The following is a 19,161-nucleotide window of genomic DNA, read 5'->3' as shown; positions in this document are numbered from 1 at the left end:
AAGACGCACTCAATGACTCGATTCTCGTACATCGAGGCTCAGACAATCGCAGTTGAATTGAGTCGATGATTCGTCTCGTCTAATGATTCAACTCTCGAACTGGGCAGACGTTTCGGGAATTCCGAAAACATTACTTTTTCGGAGCGAGCGATCCCTGCATGAACTGCCCAGCGGAGACGGTCGGCAAGCCTTCAAGTGAGCACCGAGACACTTGGAAAAGAATTCGCAGAACCGTTTGATTCAGATTATTCGACGCAATCAAAAAATTTTTGAAAACAAATTTCGCAGTGACAATATTTGTTATTCGCCTTGAGCTTTGGCGGATGAAAGCGTACGTCAGAGTGGGCTGTTAGATTCTTTTTTCGATCGCGTCGAGAGGAATCGATGGTCCAATCGAGTGCAGGTAGTCATAAATCTCCTGCATCAATTCGGGTGTGAGATCGCGGGCATTGGGGCGTTCGAAGAGTTGAGTTTGCAGGTCTTTTCCCTGTGCGGCGATCTTGGCGTGTTTGGAAGCGAGTTCGCTCTTTCCTAGTTTGCGATAGATGTCTGCCAAGAGCCATCGTGATTGCCACTCGAATTGGTTGATTTCCAGTGCTCGCTCCAGCGATTTGGCTGCTTCTTCATCGCGGCCCCGCTCCTGAAACAGCCATCCGCGATACCTCCAGAATCGACTATCTGACTCAGCTTCAGCACCAGCCTGGACGAGCAGTTTGGCGACGGTCTTGGGGTCTCCGCCGAACATCGCAAACTCAATTTGCAGCGACAATGCTTCAAGATTACCCGGATACTTCTGAATACAGCGATCGAGGAGCGTTTTGTCTCCGGGTGTAATGGTTTGGATTCCGAAAGTTGCCATCCCGCTGTCTTCGGTTCGTTTGGCTGCATAAATTGACTGGGCAACCTCAAGAGTCTCATCATCTCGGTCCGATTGACGCCAGCGGCTGACCTTCTTCAGACCATCCGAAAAGTTGAGGACATTCGCCAAGAGCAAGTACGGATACGATTCAGGTGGTTCACACCCCAATTCCATGGCTTGCTCAATTTGATCTCGCATCGCCTGGCGCTGAAGAGTCATCGCGTAGAAGTAGATCAACCGTTGATGGGCGACATCGGCAAGAGGGTCAATCTCGAGCATCCGCTTCCATGTCGCTTCTGCTGCATACGGCTGATTGAGGTCGGTGAACTGAAGTTCCGCACAGACTGCCAACGCTTGGAGTGCTCCGTGGTAGTCATCGCTCACTTTCGAGAGTGATTCCGCAGCTTCTTCCGGATCATCGAGTTGAACCGCCGCTTCCGCCAGAAAGACGAGAGCGTCATCGCTGTCGGGATCCATCTTTCGCCAAGCGAGCGCTGTTGATCGTGTTCCCGTCCAGTCTTCCGCCTCGATTTGAGCCTTGCAATCTAATTTGAAACGGGCAGCCCGATAGCTCTGAACCGCGTTGACGACGGGATTCTTCAATCCGAGCACAATCACCAAGAGGACCGCGAATAAAATTCCACGACGAAGAATCGTTTGGCGCGAAATGCTCCGAGAGTCTGTCGAACCAGTTGATTGGTTCTCAGTCTCTTGGGCGTCAGTTTCGGGCTTGGACGATTCTGTAGAGCTCAACATGACGAGGCATCTGCCCGTGAATCACGGGGAATTTTATTGATGGGAGTTCGGTGAATGGTTGAGGTTTCGACCATGTTATTCGATTCGCCGGCGACGATCGAATGCATCAAACAATATGTTAGCAGCGTGCTTGTGGCTGAACAGCCGCGAACCGATTGATCAAACTTTTGTCTTGAATGAAGAAATCGTGTTTCAAAGCACTCAAAAGTACGTCATACAAGCACCAAAGCGAAGTTCGGTTCGTCAGGATTTGCCGACAAGATTCGGATGAGACGGTCAGCCGAAATTGCTTGCGATCTTTTTGCGGTTTGCCGAGTTCAATTTCGACAGCGATTCCTTTACGACTGATTCGGAAAGAACTACACTTCCCCGCTGCAAAATGCTTCACAGCTGTCGACTTTGCATCTCTTTCGAGGTGTTTCTGGCAGCAGAATTGATGTGCACGCCCCTGTAGCTCAATTGGTAGAGCAACTGACTCTTAATCAGTAGGTTCAAGGTTCGAGTCCTTGCGGGGGCACTCTTGATGGGCACGTCTCTGCGGACACTAAGCTGTTTTCACCCAGGTGTCTGGAGAGATCGGCAGCGCGGGAGATTTCGCTTCGGTCGGCGAGATCATTTTCTGGTCAGATTTCCCCTCTGGTGTTCGGGCTTACCATTGACGGGAAATATCGAGATTCTCTGTTCTGAATCGCTCTTTTACGAACTTCAAAAATGTGCGGTTGAGCGGTTGCAATGTGCCGCTCGGGTTTGTCAAATCGTGCCCTGTTGAGACTGAGTCTCAGTGTTATGTAGGTTTCCTGAGAGTGATTAGCCAGCGCGATATCGCCAGCCAAAGCGAGTCAGGTGGATTCGAAATAACGGATGACCGGTTCCAAACCCTTCATTCGACGAGTCTATTCACATGTTCTCCGAGAGGCGATTCGTATGATTTATCGCAATTCTTCTATGCGCCGTCCTGGCTTTACGCTCATCGAACTACTGGTGGTGATCGCTATTATCGCCATCTTGATTGCTTTGTTGCTCCCGGCTGTCCAGCAGGCTCGTGAAGCTGCTCGAAGGACACAGTGCAAGAACAACATGAAGCAAATCGGTTTAGCTTTGCACAATTATCACGATACCTACAACAGTCTGGCTCCGGGCTGGGTGGACTGGGATGGATTGTGGGCCGATCCCCTTCGCACCGCCCATGTCAATGTTGCGATTCTTCCCTACCTGGACGCCGGAAACACAGCAAATCTCTACGACTTCAATGTTCGCTGGGATCATGAGAACAACGAAGACCTGGCGCAGCTGATGCCGGTTGCCTATCAGTGTCCGTCGACTCCAGGAGCGGGAATTCCTGAACCCAACAGTGGATTCCAGACGTCGGACTATACCTGCCTTCGGAGCGATACCGGATGGCTCACAGATGACAGCCCAGGAAAATCGATGTTCGATCAGAATACATTTCGACGGTTTCGCGATGTGACCGACGGATTGACCAACACGATCATGATTTACGAATCCGCCGGTCGCTCTTCGCTTTATGTCGGAATGCAAACCACGACAGCTCCTGACGGCTGGGATGGCGAGTATCGAAGTTGGACGGGCTACTTTAATTCGGGATGGTTGTACAACTTTCGGGTGACACCCGATTCAGGCGGTGGACCACCGAATGTCAGCTATTACGTGGGCAACGAAATCATCAACGTCAGCAACCTCTACAGCGCTGCATTTTCTTTCCACGTCGGTGGAGTTCAAATCTGCCTCGCAGACGGATCGGGGCGTTTTCTGAGCGAGAATATTGACATGAATTTGCTCAGCGCGTTGACCTCGGTGAATGGCAACGAAATCGTAGGGGAATTCTAAAGAATGTTCCCGCAGCAACTTATATTGATTCGCGAAAGACTTTCAGTCTCTCTATTGGCGGTGACTCTCGTCTTCACTGTTGGATGTGGGAAAGCCGACTGGCAGGCTGATACTTACCCTGCAATGGGAACTCTCACAATCAATGGAGAGACTCCCGTCGGCGCCCTCGTGGAACTGCACCCAAAAGGTGAGGCGACGGACGTTCGCAATTCACTCCCCTGGGGGCTCGTGGAAGAGGATGGGACCTTCACGCTTTCCACTTACGAAATGGGGGACGGGGCGCCGCCCGGTGAGTATGCGGTCACCATCAAGTGGTCACCCGATGTGAATTCTCCGACTCTGGCGGATCGGTTGAACGGTGCTTTCCGCGAACCGGGCCAATCTCAGTGGACGGTGACGATCGCGGAGGAGGACAACGAGATTCCTGCCATAGAGATCACTGATGCAAAAGTCAGCTCCAGCGAGCAGGCGGGCAAGAGGCGGAAAAGAGTTCCCGGACCGGATTTAGCGAGATAGCATCCTGTGAATGAAACGACTCAAACGGAAACGGCGTCTCGGTCCGGAGACTTCCGGTTAAAATTCCGACGAATGTGGTTGAAAGTCCATCGATGGCTTGGACTGACTGTTGGCCTCTTCTTTGTACTCCTTGGGCTGACGGGGAGCATTTTAGTCTTCGATCATGCAATCGATGAGTGGTTGAACCCAGATATCCTTCTCACACAGGGACAAGGGGAAAAGCAACCGGTTCAGAGCATCATTGATGCTGCCGAATCCGCTTATCCCGGAGATCGGAAGGCGACTTCCGCGACGGTTCCACGGGTCGAGAATGGAGTCTGGACGGTCTGGTTCACGGGGGGATCACGAGGAAACCTCGTTTTTACCGCAGTGCATGTCGATCCTTACACGGCGGAAGTTACCGGCCAGCGTGTTTGGGGCGAAGATCTGATGACCTGGATCTATCGGCTTCACTTCCGGTTGTTGGCTGGATCAGTTGGTGGAATCATTGTTGGTGTGCTCGGCCTGTTGATTCTGAACTCACTTCTTTCCGGGCTCTATTTGTGGTGGCCACTCCTGAAGAGTGGAATTCGCGCGGCGATCGCGATTCGAAGCGGTCCCCGATTCAATTACGACCTGCATAAATCGGTTGGGGCGTTCTCAGCGGTGTTTCTCCTTGTGATCACCTTCACTGGTGTCTATATGGAGTTTCCGAGCGTCTTCCGGGATGTTATTTCGAAGTTCGCTGCAACGACGGAAGGTCCCCGGAGATTGAAATCAGCCCCATCGGAAGACCAGGATGGAATTACGCTCGACGAAGCGATCGAGATTGCTTCGCAGCGTTTTCCGAATGCAAAGCTGGATCATCTTCATCCGCCGCGTCGGGAAGATGGTGTCTATGAAGTTGCCTTTCGACAATCGGATGAAGTTCAGCGTTCCTACGGGCGCACGCAAGTGTTTCTTGACCGCTACAGCGGGGAAATTGTGGCTGTGCGGACGCCGGAAACGGAAACTGCTGCCGACATTTTCTTCGCCTGGCAATTTCCACTGCATAACGGAGAAGCCTTCGGCCTCTTTGGTCGGTGGGTCGTGTTTTTTCTCGGGCTGACTCCCGCAATCTTGTACGTCACAGGGGTTGTGATCTGGTGGAGGAAACGCACGTCACGAAAAAGGCATCAGCAGCGTCATTCAGTTGTCGAAACTGAAGTTCGTGAGCCGGTCGCGGTGGGTTGAAAGCTCGAGTCGTCAGAAGCTGACCACGCGTCAACATTGGGCATGGTGCAACTCCACTTTGATCCTGTCGACGCAAGAGGCCGTTTTGGCACGGCTGTTTGGCTGATCGCCAAGGGTTGAAGCGGGTTTCTTCTTGGAGAACGGCTATTGCAACGGGTATAATTCTGAGGTTCGCGAGTTGAATGGTTCAGTGGAGTCTCTGCCATGATCTCAGCGATTCCGAAGGAACTCGATACAGCGATGAGGGGCAATAATGTCGTTTGTGCAGAACCTGTTTGCGGCGATTCTTCCATCAAGCTGGATGGACGAGATGCAGAAATCGACAGAGCGGTGGTCGGTTCGATGCTGTCGCTGCGACAACTCTCGCAGCCTCTGGGACGCTGGCGGAATTCGATGGGGCAAAATGAGTGTGGGCAACGTGCAGCGAACGCTTGCCTGGTGTCGCGACTGCCAAGAGGTGACAACAGCTGCCGTCGAGCGGAACGATGCTGCTGAAGATTCTGAGAGGTGTTTCGATCGCGTTGAGGCGAGTTAACTAAGGCGAATATGCAACGAGACTCGATCGATTCAATCGATCAAGTCTCGCTTTGTAGTCGCAGAACTGGCGATGAACATGCGGGCATTCAGTGTTCCCGCTCGAGCATAGGGCTCAATTTCTTTTGCGGCGTTTGACTCCTGCGAGTACGAGACTTCCAAAGCCGAGAAGAGCGAGGGACGATGGTTCCGGAACTGTATTGAGTTCTGAGTTGTAGCGGAGTTCGACGATGGCGTAGTTGTCTGGATTCGCTTCACCATAGTGAGTGAAGTCAGCTGCGAACGAAAGGACCTCTCCTCCAGCTCCATATTCGACTTGGAGAACTGTGAATGAGCCGGCAGCGAAATTGTCGAGACGTCCGGTGCTTCCGAATTCGAGTCCGGGCCGGTCAGGATCTTGAAAGGGAAACCGTTGGAAGTTGTCGTAAGTTCCAACGGCCAGCTCTGCGTTGAACGGAGCGGCGAAGTTCAGGAACCAGTGGTCGATTGTCGTCCCGCCAAGCGCAGGGCCGGTAATCCCAAAACCGATTCCGTTGTCAAAATTACGATCCGGAGTGAACGTCCATCCGTCTGCAGGTGAGACTGTATAATTCTGAAGACCGCGAGCCACCCAACTCGTCGGTGAGCTGTCGACGACTGTTAAACGCGTTTCAATTCCGGCGTGTGATGATTGAGAGAAAAGAAGAACAACACCGAGGCAAATTGCGCTTCGAAGAAAAGAAATCGGCACTTCGAACTCCAGAATGAAAACTGTGAGATGTGATCATCCGTGTCTGGTGCTTTGAAGGGTTGATCGGAGCGTATTGATCCGTGAAAACGGATGTCAACAAGTTTTCTTTCAACTTCAAGAAGTTCTTCGAAAAGCCTCATTTCTCGTTGTTCTTCAGAGATCTTTGTTGGTTTAAGTATCCACCAAAGATTAGGCGCTCATGAGGCGGCACGTCTTTTCACACTCACGACATGCTTCTGCACATTTCTGGCAGTGATCATGTTCGTGCTGGCCACATTGTTCCGCACACCATTCACAAGCTTCTGCGCAGAGGCGGCAGATTTGTTCTGCGAAGCGGCTATCACGCGACATCGCTTGAGCACAGAGCAGACAGAGGTCGATACATTCTCGACAGCAATGAGGGCAGTCGTTGTCGCTGGTTTTGCCAATCATTTCGTGCAGGCAACGTTCGCACGCCGTGGCACAACGCAAGCAAGCTTCGATGCAGTCAGTTCGCTTGGACATTTTCATCTCCTGTTCAAGAGTCAAGAATTCGTAGAGTGAGGCTTCGTTCGCTCTTGGTGCAAATCGTCGGTCTATGATGCAGTATCGTGAGCATGGGCTAAGAGCGCAGTGCTTCCACCAGCTCCGACTTGTTCATCTTGCTGCGGCCTTTGATGTCTCGTTCCGATGCGAGATTTCGAAGCTCGGCGACGGTTCGTTTTTCGAGTCGAGTGTTTGGATTGCCCGTGCCTTGTGTCGTCTTGTTGGGAGTTCGACCTTCTTTCCGTCGCTGCTTATTCACAGTCCGTGCAGCGATCTCTTCCGCCCGGTCTTCTGATCGTCCCCGTTCGAGTTCGTTCTCTTTGACGTGCTCGTACTGTCGTTCGTCTTTTTGAGTCCACTGCGGCATTGTTGAGTCCTCCAAATCGGGAAGCGAATTCGCACACGCTTCCGAAGAGTGATCACCTTTTGAAAGCGACGTTCTTTGATTGCAAAGCAGAAAACGCAAGCGCTGTGCCAGCTAAATCATTCAGCGTGAAATGACGACAAATCTCAGGCACGTCTGAATATACGAATCGATTTGATTGGCCGTTAAGCGTTGTGGCCGGTGGATGATCGACCGCCCTGCTCTGTTCACGATCAGATCACAACGAGAACTCATGCTGGAATTCGACGTTGAATGGAAAGCTCTTCACTCGCAGAGTGACCGATTAGATGTCTCGAGCAGTCGGTCGCTGGTTGCAATCATCACAGCAAGCTGTCACGATCATTTTCTGTCGTGGCTGAGTCTGCTTCGTCCTGAGGTCCCGCGATTGTTTGAGGACAATCGCCAGTGTGATAGAGGTGTCTACCGTGAGAGTTCGCGCTCAACTTTCCGTCATTGCTCTGATGACATTCTGGATGTGTGGTGGGGTTGTCTGGGGGGAGTCGGCTGAGAGTCCACAACTTGGCAACGGCACGCGAAATGGCTGGGCGGATCAGTCATCGATCGTGATCTGGACACGAACCACCCGGAACGCCGGAATGGCCGCCGAGGGACCTGAATTCGTCAAAGTTTCAGCGAAGCTGGAGCGAGAGATTCAGGAGTCCGGAGAGGAAGAGAGATATGTCACGGACCAGCTAGCAGAAGGAGCCAGCCTCGATGAAATGATCGGAGCCTGTCCGGGGGCAGCTGGCGAAGTGAGGCTCAGCTATCATGCTGCGAACGACTCAGATCATGTCGTGACAACCGAGTGGGTCGAGACCAAGGGCGATAGTGACTTCACTACCCAGTGGAAGCTCGAAGAGCTTAAGCCGGGGACGAAGTATCTTACGAAACTTGAAGCACGTCCTGTGGGGGGCGGTGATGTGACCGCGACGCTGAATGGAAGCTTCGAAACAGCTCCGCCTGCTGAGGAGAATGCGAACGTCAAGTTTTGCGTGACGACCTGTCACGACTTTCTGCGACGCGATGATGGAACGATCGGGCATAAGATTTACCCGTCGATGACGCAGATCGATCCCAACTTCACCGTGCATGCTGGGGATATCGAATACTACGACAAGCCACAGCCTTGGGCCTGGACGAAAGAGTTGATGCGATTTAAATGGGGCAGAATCTTTTCAATGCCTCGCAATCGAGAGTACTACTCGACTCACACAACTTACTTTATTAAAGACGATCACGATACATTAAAGAACGATACATGGCCCGGACAAGTTTATGGAAATGTCACCTTTGAAGAGGGTGTGCAACTCTTCAATGAAGAGCAGTTCCCCAGCCGGTCTCCTCGGTACGCAACCGTTCATTGGGGCAGCGACGTTCAAATCTGGATTCTCGAAGGACGCGACTTTCGCAGCCCCAACAACATGCCAGACGGTCCGGAGAAGAGTATCCTTGGAGCGGAACAGAAAGCCTGGTTGAAGCAAACTCTGCATGACTCCTCAGCCGCGTTCAAGCTCGTGTTCAGTCCGACACCGATCGTAGGTCCGGATCGACCGAACAAGAAGGACAATCACGCCAACACGACCTTCACCACCGAAGGCATCGAGCTGAGAGACTTCTTCAGTTCAATCGAGGGCGTCATCGTCTTTTGCGGAGACCGACACTGGCAGTATGCGTCAGTGGACGACGAAACCGGTCTTTGGGAGTTCGGCTGCGGCCCGGGAAGTGAAACGCATGAACTCGGTTGGAAAGATGGAGATGTCCGCCCCAACCATAAGTTCCTGCGAGTCGCTGGCGGATTCTTAAGCGGAGAAGTCGTTCAAGTCGATGAAAAACCTCAGCTCACGATTCGTCACTACACCGTTGACGGAGAGCCTCTCAGTGAATTCCAGTTTCCTGTCGAAGCATCCACGGAAGCGGAATTGCAATAACTGAGGTTTCTCTTGATCTTGGCCATTTCAATTCTGGGATGTTGAAAACGATCTCAGAATTTCCAGTCGGCGAAGAAGTAGTAGGACTCGGCGTTTCCTCGATCAGCAACTTGCGGATTCGGGTTCTCGGTGACAGCGTCTCCGTAGAAGAACCAGAAATAGCCACCCTGGAGTGTCAGGTTGCTGTTCACTTTATATGTCGCGACGAGGTCGAGTTCCGTACCGATGTGTCGACTTTCAGTGGCGACAATTCCACCGAATGGGGCACCAGCCACGTTCCAAATTGCGTCTTCCCGTTTGTCTTTGTCGAACCAGTGCCACTGAGCCTGGCAGTTCAATTTCTTGGAAGGATTCACGGTCAGTTGAACGCTGTAGTCCAAGAGGTTCTGACCGTCGAGGTTATCAATCTGTCCCCAGTAGGCGTGGCCGAGTGGGAAGAGCGTGCTGACGGTGTTGATGGTTCCGTCATCCGGATCGCTGTCACCTGAGCCCCAGAAGAAGACGCCGTCGAGAGTCGGAGTCCACGGCATGGTGTTGAAGGTCAATCCTGTTCGCGTCGACACAAACCCAGCGAGAACATCTCGGGCAGGTCCGGGACCAACGACATCGCTTCCCGTTTGGATAGCTCCTTCGTAGTCCCAACCGAGAGTCATCCAGAGATCGCCACATTCATCGTTGATCGGGACAGCCCCCGCGTAACGGCTTCCGAACGTGTGTCGATCTCCGTCAATCAAAGATGGGTTGTCGTCATCTTCGTCCAGCCACAGCCAGTAGAGATCGAGAACTCCGTTGGGGGCGTTCTTGTACGTCGAGTAGACACCGCTGAAGGTTCGACTTTGGTCGGGTGTGTCGTAGGACAGAGGTCGATTGATGTTCCCCGATGCTCCGTTGACGGGGCGAGTTGCGAATCCGTCGATGTTCCAGGCGTCGCTCGTGTAGTAGAGCTTGACACCTTCGAAGTTACGATAGGTGTTGGCCCACGCCAGTGGCGACACGAGATGCTGTGAACCGTAGAGGAGCAACTGACGTCCCGCTTTGACGCGAAGCTTTTCTCCGGTTCCCGAATCAAGAAGTTTCACATCGACGAAGTACTGCAGCAAATCGGTGCGGTTGACATCAATCGGCAGCGGTGGAAGTTCTTCGTTGAACGTCGAGGCGTCGATCGCTTCGACACGCGCGGTGAAGTCGTCTCCCATCTTCAATTCGAGGAACGGAGTGAGTCGCCACTGATCGTAGCTGGAATACCTTCCGTTGAGCGGAGGTCGCAAGCGATTTCGTTCGCTTAGATAGCGGTATCTCAGGGCTCCACCGGCTGAGTACGTGAACGGCCCAATCTCATTCCCTTTCAGACAGTCGAGAACGGATTTGTCGCTGCAAAGAACGCTGCACCAGCCTTCATCTTCGCATTCGATCGAATCGCATCCGCCAGCGACGGGAAGACATCCATCGCAAGGATCAGGAACACCGGAGAAGGGATCAGGGGCACAAAACGTTTCCGCTGAGGCTGGTGCGATCTCCGGGTACTCGAAATTGATCGGTCTCAGGAGTTCCTGGTCGGTCTCCTGTTCGAAGACCTGCTCGAAGTTCGCTTGAGTTGGCGGATGGTAGAAGTCCTGCGCAAGAGACGTCGACGCAAGCGAGGCCTGAGCCATTCCTGCAATGGCAAGAGAACAAACCACTCGGCGTAACATTGATTTACTCCGTCTCTATTTCCACGAAAGGTGAGACCATCCATTGAACGCGCAACGCAAGATCTGCGTTGTTGGGGCTCACCTTCAAAGGGCTTTGACGACGGTTCGAATCGGCGTAGTTGATGCGATTGCTGTAGAAGTTCGAAGTAGAATGAAGCGTTCGAAAGTGATTTCTCGCAGAAACCGGAATAATCGGAACACTCCTACAAGCGGTGTGACCGTCATGCCCAGTTGTGCAGCAGAATTGCTGAATTCGGACGCAAATGTCCGGAAAATGTATCGGCAGGGTTTGATGGGTTGGTGGGGCGAGGGAACCTCTTGAAGTTCTCCCTTTCAAATGGGGGCCCGAGTCCACAGTCGGGATCGATGTTGAAACACGCTCTTTGGCGACTTTTTCTGTAAATCGTAGCGGTCGTCAACTTGCCAACCGGTTCGTCGGGGACGCTCCCCCGGGGGGAGCGGTATGTGACTTGCTAATTCGCAGTTCCAAAACGGAGGTCATGCGCAAATAGGACTTTGAATCCCTGGACGCGAATCCTCATGGAACTGAATGAATTGCTCCAGAAATGGTGACGACAACACGTCCTCTGACACTCGAAGACTTTGAAAGTGACGACCCAGTGCCGTCATCTTCAGGGGGACTGCTGACGCTGCTTTTGAATGAACAGAGGACGTTGACAGCGGTCGAAGAGTTTTCGTTCAGTCACGATCAGGAGTCTGCTCCGGCTCAGTCGCAGTACTATTCGAAGCTGATGCCAATCTCGGTCCCGGGAGAAGGTGAGCAATACGCCTTCGAAGTCGAACTCGATCGATGTTCTGGTTGCAAAGCCTGCGTGACTGCCTGTCATTCACTCAATGGACTCGATGAGTCTGAGACCTGGCGCGACGTTGGGTTGTTGATTGGCGGGACGGAATCCAACCCTGTGATGCAACACGTGACGACAGCTTGTCATCACTGCGTTGAGCCGGGCTGTCTGATTGCCTGTCCGGTGAATGCCTACGAGAAAGATCCGCAAACGGGCATTGTCCGGCACTTGGACGATCAATGTTTCGGATGTCAGTACTGCACCCTCGCCTGCCCCTACAACGTTCCCAAGTATCACAGCAAAAAGGGAATCGTTCGCAAGTGCGACATGTGTTCGAGTCGGCTTGATGTGGGGGAAGCCCCTGCTTGCGTGCAAGCTTGTCCGCATGAAGCGATCTCGATCAAGGTCGTCAATATCGAGACGGTCAAGGAAAACGCTGAAGCAGATTCATTTCTGCCAGCTGCGCCGGAACCCTATCTCACATTGCCGACCACGAATTACAAGACCTCTCGCGTTTTCCCTCGAAACACGTTGCCTGCCGATTACTTTTCGATCAGTGCTCAACATCCGCATTTGCCTCTGATCATCATGCTTGTTCTGACGCAACTTTCCGTCGGAGCGTTCACGGTGGGATGTGCAATTGATGCCAGCACTGGCTCAAGTTTGCTGGACTTGTTCCGACCGTTGCAGGCGACCAATGCTTTGATCTTTGGATTGCTCGCTCTGGCCGCAAGTACGCTGCATCTCGGACGACCTCAATATGCGTTTCGCGGAATCCTTGGATTTCGACACTCTTGGCTCAGCCGGGAAATTGTGGCGTTCGGCCTCTTCGCGGGGCTGGCTGTGGCCTATTCGCTGTTCACTTGGATGACTCTCAAGCCTCCGATTGAGATGTCCATTGCGGATATCTGGATCGCGACCGCCCTGCCTTCTATGGGCATGCTTGTGGCTGTGACGGGATTTGTGGGTGTGCTTTGTTCGGTCATGATCTATGTCTTCACGAAGCGTGAGTTCTGGAATTTTGACCGGACTTTGATTCGATTTCTGTTCACCAGTTTCGTGCTGGGAGTCGCGACGACAATGCTGACCGCGTTTGCCATGCCACTGATGCAGCCGAACATTTCGTTCTCTTCTCTCGCCGATCATCTTCTGATTCCGCTGACGAGAGCGCTGATCGTGGGAGCGACAGCAAAGCTTGTTTACGACGCGATGTTGTTCCGATACCTGCTTGATTTTCGATACACCCCGATGAAGCGATCGGCGATGCTCTGTGCGGGACCGCTCCGCTGGATCACGGTGACTCGGTTCGCTGTGGGAGCAATTGGCGGAATCCTGTTGCCAGCGTTGTTGCTCAATCAATTTGCAGAAATGTCGAGCGTCTCAGGTGGATTGCTCGCCGTTGCTTTCGGGATCTGGGCACTTTGTCTGACGGGAGAGTTTCTCGAGCGATACCTCTTCTTCGCGGCCGTTTCCGCTCCACGTATGCCAGGAGGAGTTCGAGGATGACAACCCTGATCGATCAACTTCGTAAGCTTCCAGGATTCTCTTTGCTCCATCAAAAGGATGGAGTCTTAACTCGAGAACTCCTACGGGAACCGGGGATTCATGGCCTCGGACAAGTCCCGGCCACGCTCGCTCCCAACGGGACCACTCAAACGGTCTGTGGTTACTGCTCAACCGGTTGTGGTTTGCGTGTTCATCTAAAGGACAACGTTGGAATCAATTTGACGCCCACAACCGAGTATCCGGTCAATCTCGGGATGGCATGCCCGAAAGGCTGGGAAGCACTTACCGTTCTCGATGCTCCCAATCGGGCGACGACTCCTCTTCTGAAGAATGCCTCCGGCGAGTTTGTTCCCGTTGACTGGGAAGTCGCGTTGCGTGAGTTCACGAGTCGCTTTCAATCGATTCAAAAAGAACATGGTCCGGATTCCGTCGCCTTTCTCAGCACCGGCCAAATCCCGTGCGAGGAAATGGCATTCCTTGGGGCGCTGACCAAGTTCGGAATGGGGATCAAGCACGGCGATGGAAACACCCGCCAATGTATGGCAACAGCAGTAGTAGCTTACAAACAAGCCTTCGGCTTCGATGCTCCGCCTTATACGTATGCAGATTTTGAAGAGTCAGACTGCCTGACGTTTGTGGGTTCCAATCCTTGCATTGCCCACCCGATCATGTGGGAACGGGTTATGCGAAATCGCTGTTCTCCGGAAATCATCGTCATCGATCCACGGTCGACGGAAACAGCGATGTACGCGACGCAGCATCTCGCGATCGCTCCGAAGTCAGACCAAACGTTGTTTTACGGCGTCGCCCGAATACTGATTCGGAATGGATGGATCGATCAGAAATTCGTTTCGGACTCGACTGAAGGATTCGATGAATTCGCAGCCTTTGTGGAAGACTTTACGGTCTCTCGTGTCGCTGGGGAAACAGGCTTAAAGCCCGAGCAGATCGAACGGTTCGCCGAGACGATTCACGAGCGAAAGCGATGCAGTTTCTGGTGGACGATGGGCGTCAATCAGAGTTATCAAGGCGTTCGGACTGCTCAATCAATCATCAACGTTGCACTAATGACCGGAAGTCTTGGACGACCCGGAACCGGAGCCAACTCGATCACCGGACAATGTAACGCGATGGGATCGCGGTTGTTCAGCAACACGACGAATTTGCTCGGCGGACACGACTTCGGAAACGCTGAGCACCGAAAGAAAGTTGCTTCCATCTTGAAGATCGACGCCGAGCGCATCCCGAATGAAGGGAGCTGGGCGTACAACGAGATCATGGAAGGGATTTTGAAGAAGAAGATTCGCGGGCTGTGGGTCATTTGCACGAACACAGCTCACTCGTGGATCAATCAGAACCTCGCGAGAGACATTCTCGACCGACTCGATTTTCTTGTCGTTCAGGATATGTATCACGATACCGAGACAGCACAAATGTCCGATCTCGTTCTGCCAGCTGCTGGATGGGGCGAGAAGGAAGGGACGTTCGTCAATTCCGAACGGCGATTTGGAGTCATCAAGAAAGTTCGTCGGGCACCGGGGCAAGCACTTTCCGATTTCAGCATCTTTCGGCTCATTGCCGAGTCGTACAGTTGCGGAGAGATGTTCGCGAACTGGGACTCGCCGCAGAAGGTCTTTCAGCTTCTGAAGGAATGCACACGTGATATGCCCTGTGACATCACAGGGATTGAAGACTACGAGATGATTGAGGCAAACGGCGGAATTCAATGGCCTCTTAAGCAGGGAGTGACTGAGTTTGATCAGGAGCGTCGGCTGTTTTCTGACGGAAAGTTTTACACGTCGAGCGGACGAGCGAAGTTTCAGTTCGAGCCTCCGAAAACGCTCTCGGAACCTGTCTCCGAGAAGTATCCCTTCGTTCTTCTGACCGGGCGCGGTTCGGCTTCGCAATGGCATACACAAACGCGGACATCTCGTTCCGCAGTCCTCAAGAAGCTTTATCCAATCGATCCGTTCGTTGAGCTGAATCCGAACGATGCACGTAAGCTTGGAATTCGTCCAAACGAGTGGGTCATCATCGAATCACAACGAGGCAGAATGAGAGCGATGGCACTGCTGACCCGTTCTGTCTCTGCCGGGCAACTGTTTATTCCCATGCACTACGAGGGCACGAATCAGCTGACTGATGCGGTCTTCGATCCGTATTCAAAACAGCCATCGTACAAAGCCTGTGCTGTTCGGATTTCGAAAGACTCAAACTCCGCAGCAGCGACCCGTTCTCATTGAAGTTATCACACCTCAGTCAGATTACTAATGGATTTAATTTCTTAATGTCGGTGTAAGTTATGGCGTCAGAGAAAGAGTTTACTGAGTCTCAGAAGAACTTCCTTCAAGGATTCGCGATGGGATCAGACGTGGCCCGCAAAGTGCAAGGGCTGCCAATTATCTCAAACAGTGGAATTGCAGGTGTACAGAGAGGCGGGCCGCCGGGATTGGCTTTGGAACTCGGACCTCAAGGGGCGAAGATCACCGATAGCTCCAGTAGTCCGGAAGATGTGCAGACTGTTGCTCAGAATCAGTTTCTGAATGCAGGCAAGAAGCTCTCGAAAGAGGAGAAAGCCAAGCGTGAGAAGGATCCCTTCTCGATGTGGGCAGAGATGAGGGAAGCTGCTGCGGAAGACAAGTATCCAAAAGGTGATGATGTTTTCCTCTATAAGTTTCACGGGTTGTTTTATGTCGCGCCCAATCAGAATTCGTTCATGTGCCGGCTTCGCATCGCTGGTGGAGATCTCTCCAGCTGGCAATTGCGTGGAGTTGCCGACCTTGCGGACCGATGCGGTGGCGGATACGTCGACCTGACGACTCGTGCCAATTTGCAGATTCGCGAAATCCCTGCGAGCCGCGGCTGTGAGTTGCTCGAAGGGCTTGTTGATCTCGGTCTGGTGAACAAAGGGTCGGGAGCGGACAACGTCAGAAATATTACGTGTTCGGCGACGAGCGGAATTGATCCTCGCGAGTTATGCGAAACGCTTCCGCTGGCCAAGGCGATGCACCATCACATTTTGAATACACGTGACCTCTATCGTCTTCCGCGAAAGTTTAATATCAGCTTTGACGGAGGCGGCGAGATTCCAACGCTAGACGAGACCAACGATCTCGCCTTTCAAGCTGTCACGGTGACCGAAGAATTTGCATCGGAAGAGCTTCCTGCCGGAGTCTATTTTCGGTTGGCGTTGGGGGGGATCACCGGTCACGAAGACTTCGCACGTTCAACCGGTGTTCTGTTACGACACGAAGATTGTGTGCCTGTCGCGGATGCTGTACTGAGAGTTTTTCTGAGATCGGGAGACCGGACCGATCGAGAGAAAGCCCGGCTGAAGTATGTTCTCGATGATTGGGGATTCGAGAAGTTCCTGAAAGCTGTTGAGGAGGAGATGGGGCGCACCCTGCCCCGCGTGGAATCCGAACGGTTTGTTGATCCACTCCCGCCGGATCGATGGGCTCATGTTGGCGTTCATCCACAGAAACAAGACAACAAGTATTACGTCGGAGTCATTTTTCCAGTCGGTCGGTCGACGAGTAATCAGACGCGTGGGCTGGCGCGTATCGCTGAGAAATACGGCTCAGGTCGAATTCGATTGACCGTCTGGCAGAACCTCATCCTTCCGGACATCGACGAAGCAGATCTTGAAGCTGTCAAGCAGGAGATCGTCGACCTCGGACTCGACTGGAGTGCATCTTCCATTCGCAGCGGACTCGTGGCATGCACGGGGAACAAGGGGTGCAAATTCGCTGCGGCAGATACGAAAGGTCAGGCGATGTATCTGGCCAACTATTTGGAAGAGCGAATCGATTTAGATGTCCCGATTAACCTCCACTTCACCGGATGCCCGAACAGTTGCGCTCAGCATTACATTGGCGACATCGGAATGCGCGGGACGAAAGTCGAAGAGGGCGAAGAAATGGTTGAGGGCTACGAAATCGTCGTGGGTGGCGGTTATTCATTTGCTCAGGCAATCGGCCGTCAGTTGTACGCCGGTGTAGCGTTTTCAGACATTCCCCCCCTGATTGAGCGGTTGCTTCAATACTATCTCGATCAGCGAGAGTCAGGCGAAACGTTTGCTCAATTCGCGAATCGACACGAACTGGAAGACCTTCGTTCAATTGTCGAACCGCTGGTGCATGCAACTTAGTGAACGAATTGATCCCTGAAGAATTTTATAACACGTCACAGAATTAAGTTTGTACTACGAAATTTGGAGGACGATCATGCCCCCTGTCTCCTTGCTTCCTGAAAGTGCTCCGTTTTCCGAAGAACAGCGAGCGTGGCTTGATGGATTTCTGTCGGGATGGCTCGGTATCCAAGATCAGGGTGGCGCCTTGTCTGTGATGGATGCAATTCCCCTTGCTCCCGAAGAAGAAGTCGAGGAAGAAGATTATCCCTGGCATGATCCGTCCATTGAGATGGACGAACGCCTTGAGATGGCGAAAGATCGTCCTGTCGAGCGTCAACTGATGGCGGCGATGGCACAACTCGATTGCGGTTCGTGCGGGTACGACTGTCAACGCTATGCTGAAGCGATCGTGAACGGAGAAGAGAAGAGTTTGAAACTCTGCTCGCCTGGGGGGTCTGCGACGGCTAAGAAGCTCAAGGAACTCGTTTCGCTGAACGCCAATTCCGTCGGAGCCTCAAACGGCAAGAGTCCTGCAACGAACGGTAACGGAACCGCTTCGAACGGAACTGCGGCAGAACAGGGATACACCCGCGCAAATCCGTTTCCGGCCAAGATTGCGGCCATTCGAAATCTCAATGGAAGCGACTCTGCAAAGAGAACCTCTCACGTTGAGATCGATTTGACCGGGAGTGGCATCACTTATGAAGTTGGTGACTCGCTTGGGGTCTACCCGACCAACTGTTCAGAACTCGTTACTGAGATTATTAACGAATTGCGAGCCACCGGTGATGAGACCGTCGCGATCGATGGCAAGTCTGTGCCGCTCGTGGAAGCCCTCACTGACCACTATTGCCTGACTGAGATCACTGAAGATTTGCTTGCGGCGATGATTGGTAAGTGTGGGAATTTGAGTGAGGCGAAACTTCTTGAGCACTACATCGATGATGACGAAGACATCAGCGGCTGGGATGTGCTGGATCTCTTGCGGCAATTTGGATCAGCGAAACTGACCGCCGAGGAACTGACAGCTTCTCTATCCACGATGAAGCCTCGGTTGTACTCAATCAGCAGCTCTCTCAAAGCTCATCCGAATCAAGTTCATCTCACGGTTGGTCGCGTTGGTTGGGAGTTTCGCAATCGGATCCGAAAAGGTGTCGCGTCGACAATGTTCTCGGATCGAATGGCAATCGGCAGTACTGTCCGCGTGTTTGTTCACAAGTCGCACGGCTTCACTGTTCCGGAAGATCCGCACGCGAAAATGATTATGGTCGGCCCAGGGACGGGCATCGCTCCCTTCCGCGCATTTCTGCAGGAGCGGCAAGCTCGAAAGGCTGCTGGCGAGAACTGGTTGTTCTTCGGAGACCAGAAAGAGTCGTGCGATTTCCTCTATCGCGATGAACTCGAGAGTCTGCGTGGCAGCGGATTGTTGGGACAACTCGATGTCGCTTTCAGTCGAGATCAGCAAGAGAAAGTTTACGTTCAAGACCGTATGCGTGAGCGTGGAGCCGAACTCTGGCAATGGCTCGATTCTGGGGCGTACTTCTTTGTCTGCGGCGATGCGAAGAGAATGGCTGTGGACGTCGATCGAACTCTGAGGGAAATCGCCTGCGAGCATGGTGGGCTGAGTGAAGCGGATGCAGCGGCATTTCTCTCAGGACTTGCTAAAGAAAAGCGATACTGTCGAGATGTCTACTAAGCTCTTCTACCCGAGTTCAGTGGGCTGCGAGGACACT

The 19,161-nt window shown here is 52.8% G+C and carries 14 protein-coding genes and 1 tRNA gene; 10 read left to right on the top strand and 5 right to left on the bottom strand.

Features of this window, described 5'->3' with window-relative positions:
- Window positions 1-349 precede the first annotated feature (349 nt).
- The gene (locus AB1L42_RS02800) at window positions 350-1,615 is read right to left on the bottom strand and encodes a tetratricopeptide repeat protein (protein WP_367050943.1); all 1,266 of its coding nucleotides are present in this window, start codon (window positions 1,613-1,615) and stop codon (window positions 350-352) included.
- Window positions 1,616-2,059: 444 nt separating this feature from the next.
- Here AB1L42_RS02800 and AB1L42_RS02795 point away from each other — a divergent pair.
- The 5 genes from AB1L42_RS02795 (at window position 2,060) to AB1L42_RS02775 (ending at window position 5,726) form a co-directional block, all read left to right on the top strand.
- A tRNA-Lys gene (locus AB1L42_RS02795) sits at window positions 2,060-2,132 on the top strand.
- 344 nt (window positions 2,133-2,476) lie between these two features.
- Window positions 2,477-3,463 (top strand): DUF1559 domain-containing protein, encoded by a 987-nt coding sequence (locus AB1L42_RS02790; protein WP_367050941.1) that lies wholly within the window; start codon window positions 2,477-2,479, stop codon window positions 3,461-3,463.
- Window positions 3,464-3,466: 3 nt separating this feature from the next.
- Window positions 3,467-3,979: a hypothetical protein gene (locus tag AB1L42_RS02785; RefSeq protein WP_367050939.1), complete on the top strand. Its 513-nt coding sequence runs from the start codon at window positions 3,467-3,469 to the stop codon at window positions 3,977-3,979.
- Window positions 3,980-4,051: 72 nt separating this feature from the next.
- Window positions 4,052-5,191, top strand: coding sequence for a PepSY-associated TM helix domain-containing protein (locus AB1L42_RS02780; protein WP_367050937.1), 1,140 nt, complete (start codon window positions 4,052-4,054; stop codon window positions 5,189-5,191).
- A 253-nt stretch (window positions 5,192-5,444) separates the two neighbouring features.
- Window positions 5,445-5,726 carry a hypothetical protein gene (locus AB1L42_RS02775; RefSeq protein ID WP_367050935.1) on the top strand — a complete coding sequence of 94 codons (282 nt, stop codon included), beginning with the start codon at window positions 5,445-5,447 and terminating at the stop codon, window positions 5,724-5,726.
- Window positions 5,727-5,840: 114 nt separating this feature from the next.
- Here the strand turns inward: AB1L42_RS02775 and AB1L42_RS02770 are convergent, their stop codons facing one another.
- From AB1L42_RS02770 to AB1L42_RS02760, 3 genes are all read right to left on the bottom strand, one after another.
- Window positions 5,841-6,455: a PEP-CTERM sorting domain-containing protein gene (locus AB1L42_RS02770; protein WP_367050933.1), complete on the bottom strand. Its 615-nt coding sequence runs from the start codon at window positions 6,453-6,455 to the stop codon at window positions 5,841-5,843.
- Window positions 6,456-6,644: 189 nt separating this feature from the next.
- The gene (locus AB1L42_RS02765) at window positions 6,645-6,806 is read right to left on the bottom strand and encodes a four-helix bundle copper-binding protein (RefSeq protein ID WP_367051694.1); all 162 of its coding nucleotides are present in this window, start codon (window positions 6,804-6,806) and stop codon (window positions 6,645-6,647) included.
- 250 nt (window positions 6,807-7,056) lie between these two features.
- A complete protein-coding gene (locus tag AB1L42_RS02760) occupies window positions 7,057-7,347 on the bottom strand; it encodes a Rho termination factor N-terminal domain-containing protein (protein WP_367050931.1) in 291 nt (96 codons plus the stop codon).
- Between the two features lie 443 nt (window positions 7,348-7,790).
- Here AB1L42_RS02760 and AB1L42_RS02755 point away from each other — a divergent pair, with 443 nt between their 5' ends.
- Window positions 7,791-9,293, top strand: coding sequence for an alkaline phosphatase D family protein (locus AB1L42_RS02755; RefSeq protein WP_367050929.1), 1,503 nt, complete (start codon window positions 7,791-7,793; stop codon window positions 9,291-9,293).
- 53 nt (window positions 9,294-9,346) lie between these two features.
- On the opposite strand, the gene AB1L42_RS02750 is transcribed toward AB1L42_RS02755, so the two are convergent.
- A complete protein-coding gene (locus AB1L42_RS02750; protein WP_367050927.1) occupies window positions 9,347-10,984 on the bottom strand; it encodes an alginate export family protein in 1,638 nt (545 codons plus the stop codon).
- Window positions 10,985-11,550: 566 nt separating this feature from the next.
- Between AB1L42_RS02750 and AB1L42_RS02745 the strand changes: the two genes are divergently transcribed.
- The 4 genes from AB1L42_RS02745 to AB1L42_RS02730 all read left to right on the top strand — a co-directional run bounded on the left by AB1L42_RS02745 (window position 11,551) and on the right by AB1L42_RS02730 (window position 19,124).
- Window positions 11,551-13,296, top strand: a complete 1,746-nt coding sequence (locus tag AB1L42_RS02745; protein WP_367050925.1) for a DmsC/YnfH family molybdoenzyme membrane anchor subunit — start codon at window positions 11,551-11,553, stop codon at window positions 13,294-13,296.
- The gene (locus tag AB1L42_RS02740; protein ID WP_367050923.1) at window positions 13,293-15,539 is read left to right on the top strand and encodes a nitrate reductase; all 2,247 of its coding nucleotides are present in this window, start codon (window positions 13,293-13,295) and stop codon (window positions 15,537-15,539) included. Before AB1L42_RS02745 ends, AB1L42_RS02740 begins: the two co-directional genes overlap by 4 nt.
- A 59-nt stretch (window positions 15,540-15,598) precedes the next feature.
- The gene (locus AB1L42_RS02735; protein WP_367050921.1) at window positions 15,599-17,446 is read left to right on the top strand and encodes a NirA family protein; all 1,848 of its coding nucleotides are present in this window, start codon (window positions 15,599-15,601) and stop codon (window positions 17,444-17,446) included.
- A gap of 76 nt (window positions 17,447-17,522) precedes the next feature.
- Window positions 17,523-19,124 (top strand): sulfite reductase subunit alpha, encoded by a 1,602-nt coding sequence (locus AB1L42_RS02730; RefSeq protein ID WP_367050918.1) that lies wholly within the window; start codon window positions 17,523-17,525, stop codon window positions 19,122-19,124.
- Window positions 19,125-19,161: the final 37 nt, after the last annotated feature.

This window comes from Thalassoglobus sp. JC818, assembly GCF_040717535.1.
Taxonomy (GTDB): Bacteria; Planctomycetota; Planctomycetia; order Planctomycetales; family Planctomycetaceae; genus Thalassoglobus.
This window is presented reverse-complemented; position numbering and strand designations above follow the sequence as displayed.

Bases quoted from the DNA above. Each gene is read 5' to 3' on its own strand.
- AB1L42_RS02800 (WP_367050943.1), bottom strand. From the start codon at position 1,615: ATGTTGAGCTCTACAGAATCGTCCAAGCCCGAAACTGACGCCCAAGAG.
- AB1L42_RS02790 (WP_367050941.1), top strand. From the start codon at position 2,477: ATGACCGGTTCCAAACCCTTCATTCGACGAGTCTATTCACATGTTCTC.
- AB1L42_RS02785 (WP_367050939.1), top strand. From the start codon at position 3,467: ATGTTCCCGCAGCAACTTATATTGATTCGCGAAAGACTTTCAGTCTCT.
- AB1L42_RS02780 (WP_367050937.1), top strand. From the start codon at position 4,052: ATGTGGTTGAAAGTCCATCGATGGCTTGGACTGACTGTTGGCCTCTTC.
- AB1L42_RS02775 (WP_367050935.1), top strand. From the start codon at position 5,445: ATGTCGTTTGTGCAGAACCTGTTTGCGGCGATTCTTCCATCAAGCTGG.
- AB1L42_RS02765 (WP_367051694.1), bottom strand. From the start codon at position 6,806: ATGTCGCGTGATAGCCGCTTCGCAGAACAAATCTGCCGCCTCTGCGCA.
- AB1L42_RS02760 (WP_367050931.1), bottom strand. From the start codon at position 7,347: ATGCCGCAGTGGACTCAAAAAGACGAACGACAGTACGAGCACGTCAAA.
- AB1L42_RS02750 (WP_367050927.1), bottom strand. From the start codon at position 10,984: ATGTTACGCCGAGTGGTTTGTTCTCTTGCCATTGCAGGAATGGCTCAG.
- AB1L42_RS02745 (WP_367050925.1), top strand. From the start codon at position 11,551: ATGGTGACGACAACACGTCCTCTGACACTCGAAGACTTTGAAAGTGAC.
- AB1L42_RS02740 (WP_367050923.1), top strand. From the start codon at position 13,293: ATGACAACCCTGATCGATCAACTTCGTAAGCTTCCAGGATTCTCTTTG.
- AB1L42_RS02735 (WP_367050921.1), top strand. From the start codon at position 15,599: ATGGCGTCAGAGAAAGAGTTTACTGAGTCTCAGAAGAACTTCCTTCAA.
- AB1L42_RS02730 (WP_367050918.1), top strand. From the start codon at position 17,523: ATGCCCCCTGTCTCCTTGCTTCCTGAAAGTGCTCCGTTTTCCGAAGAA.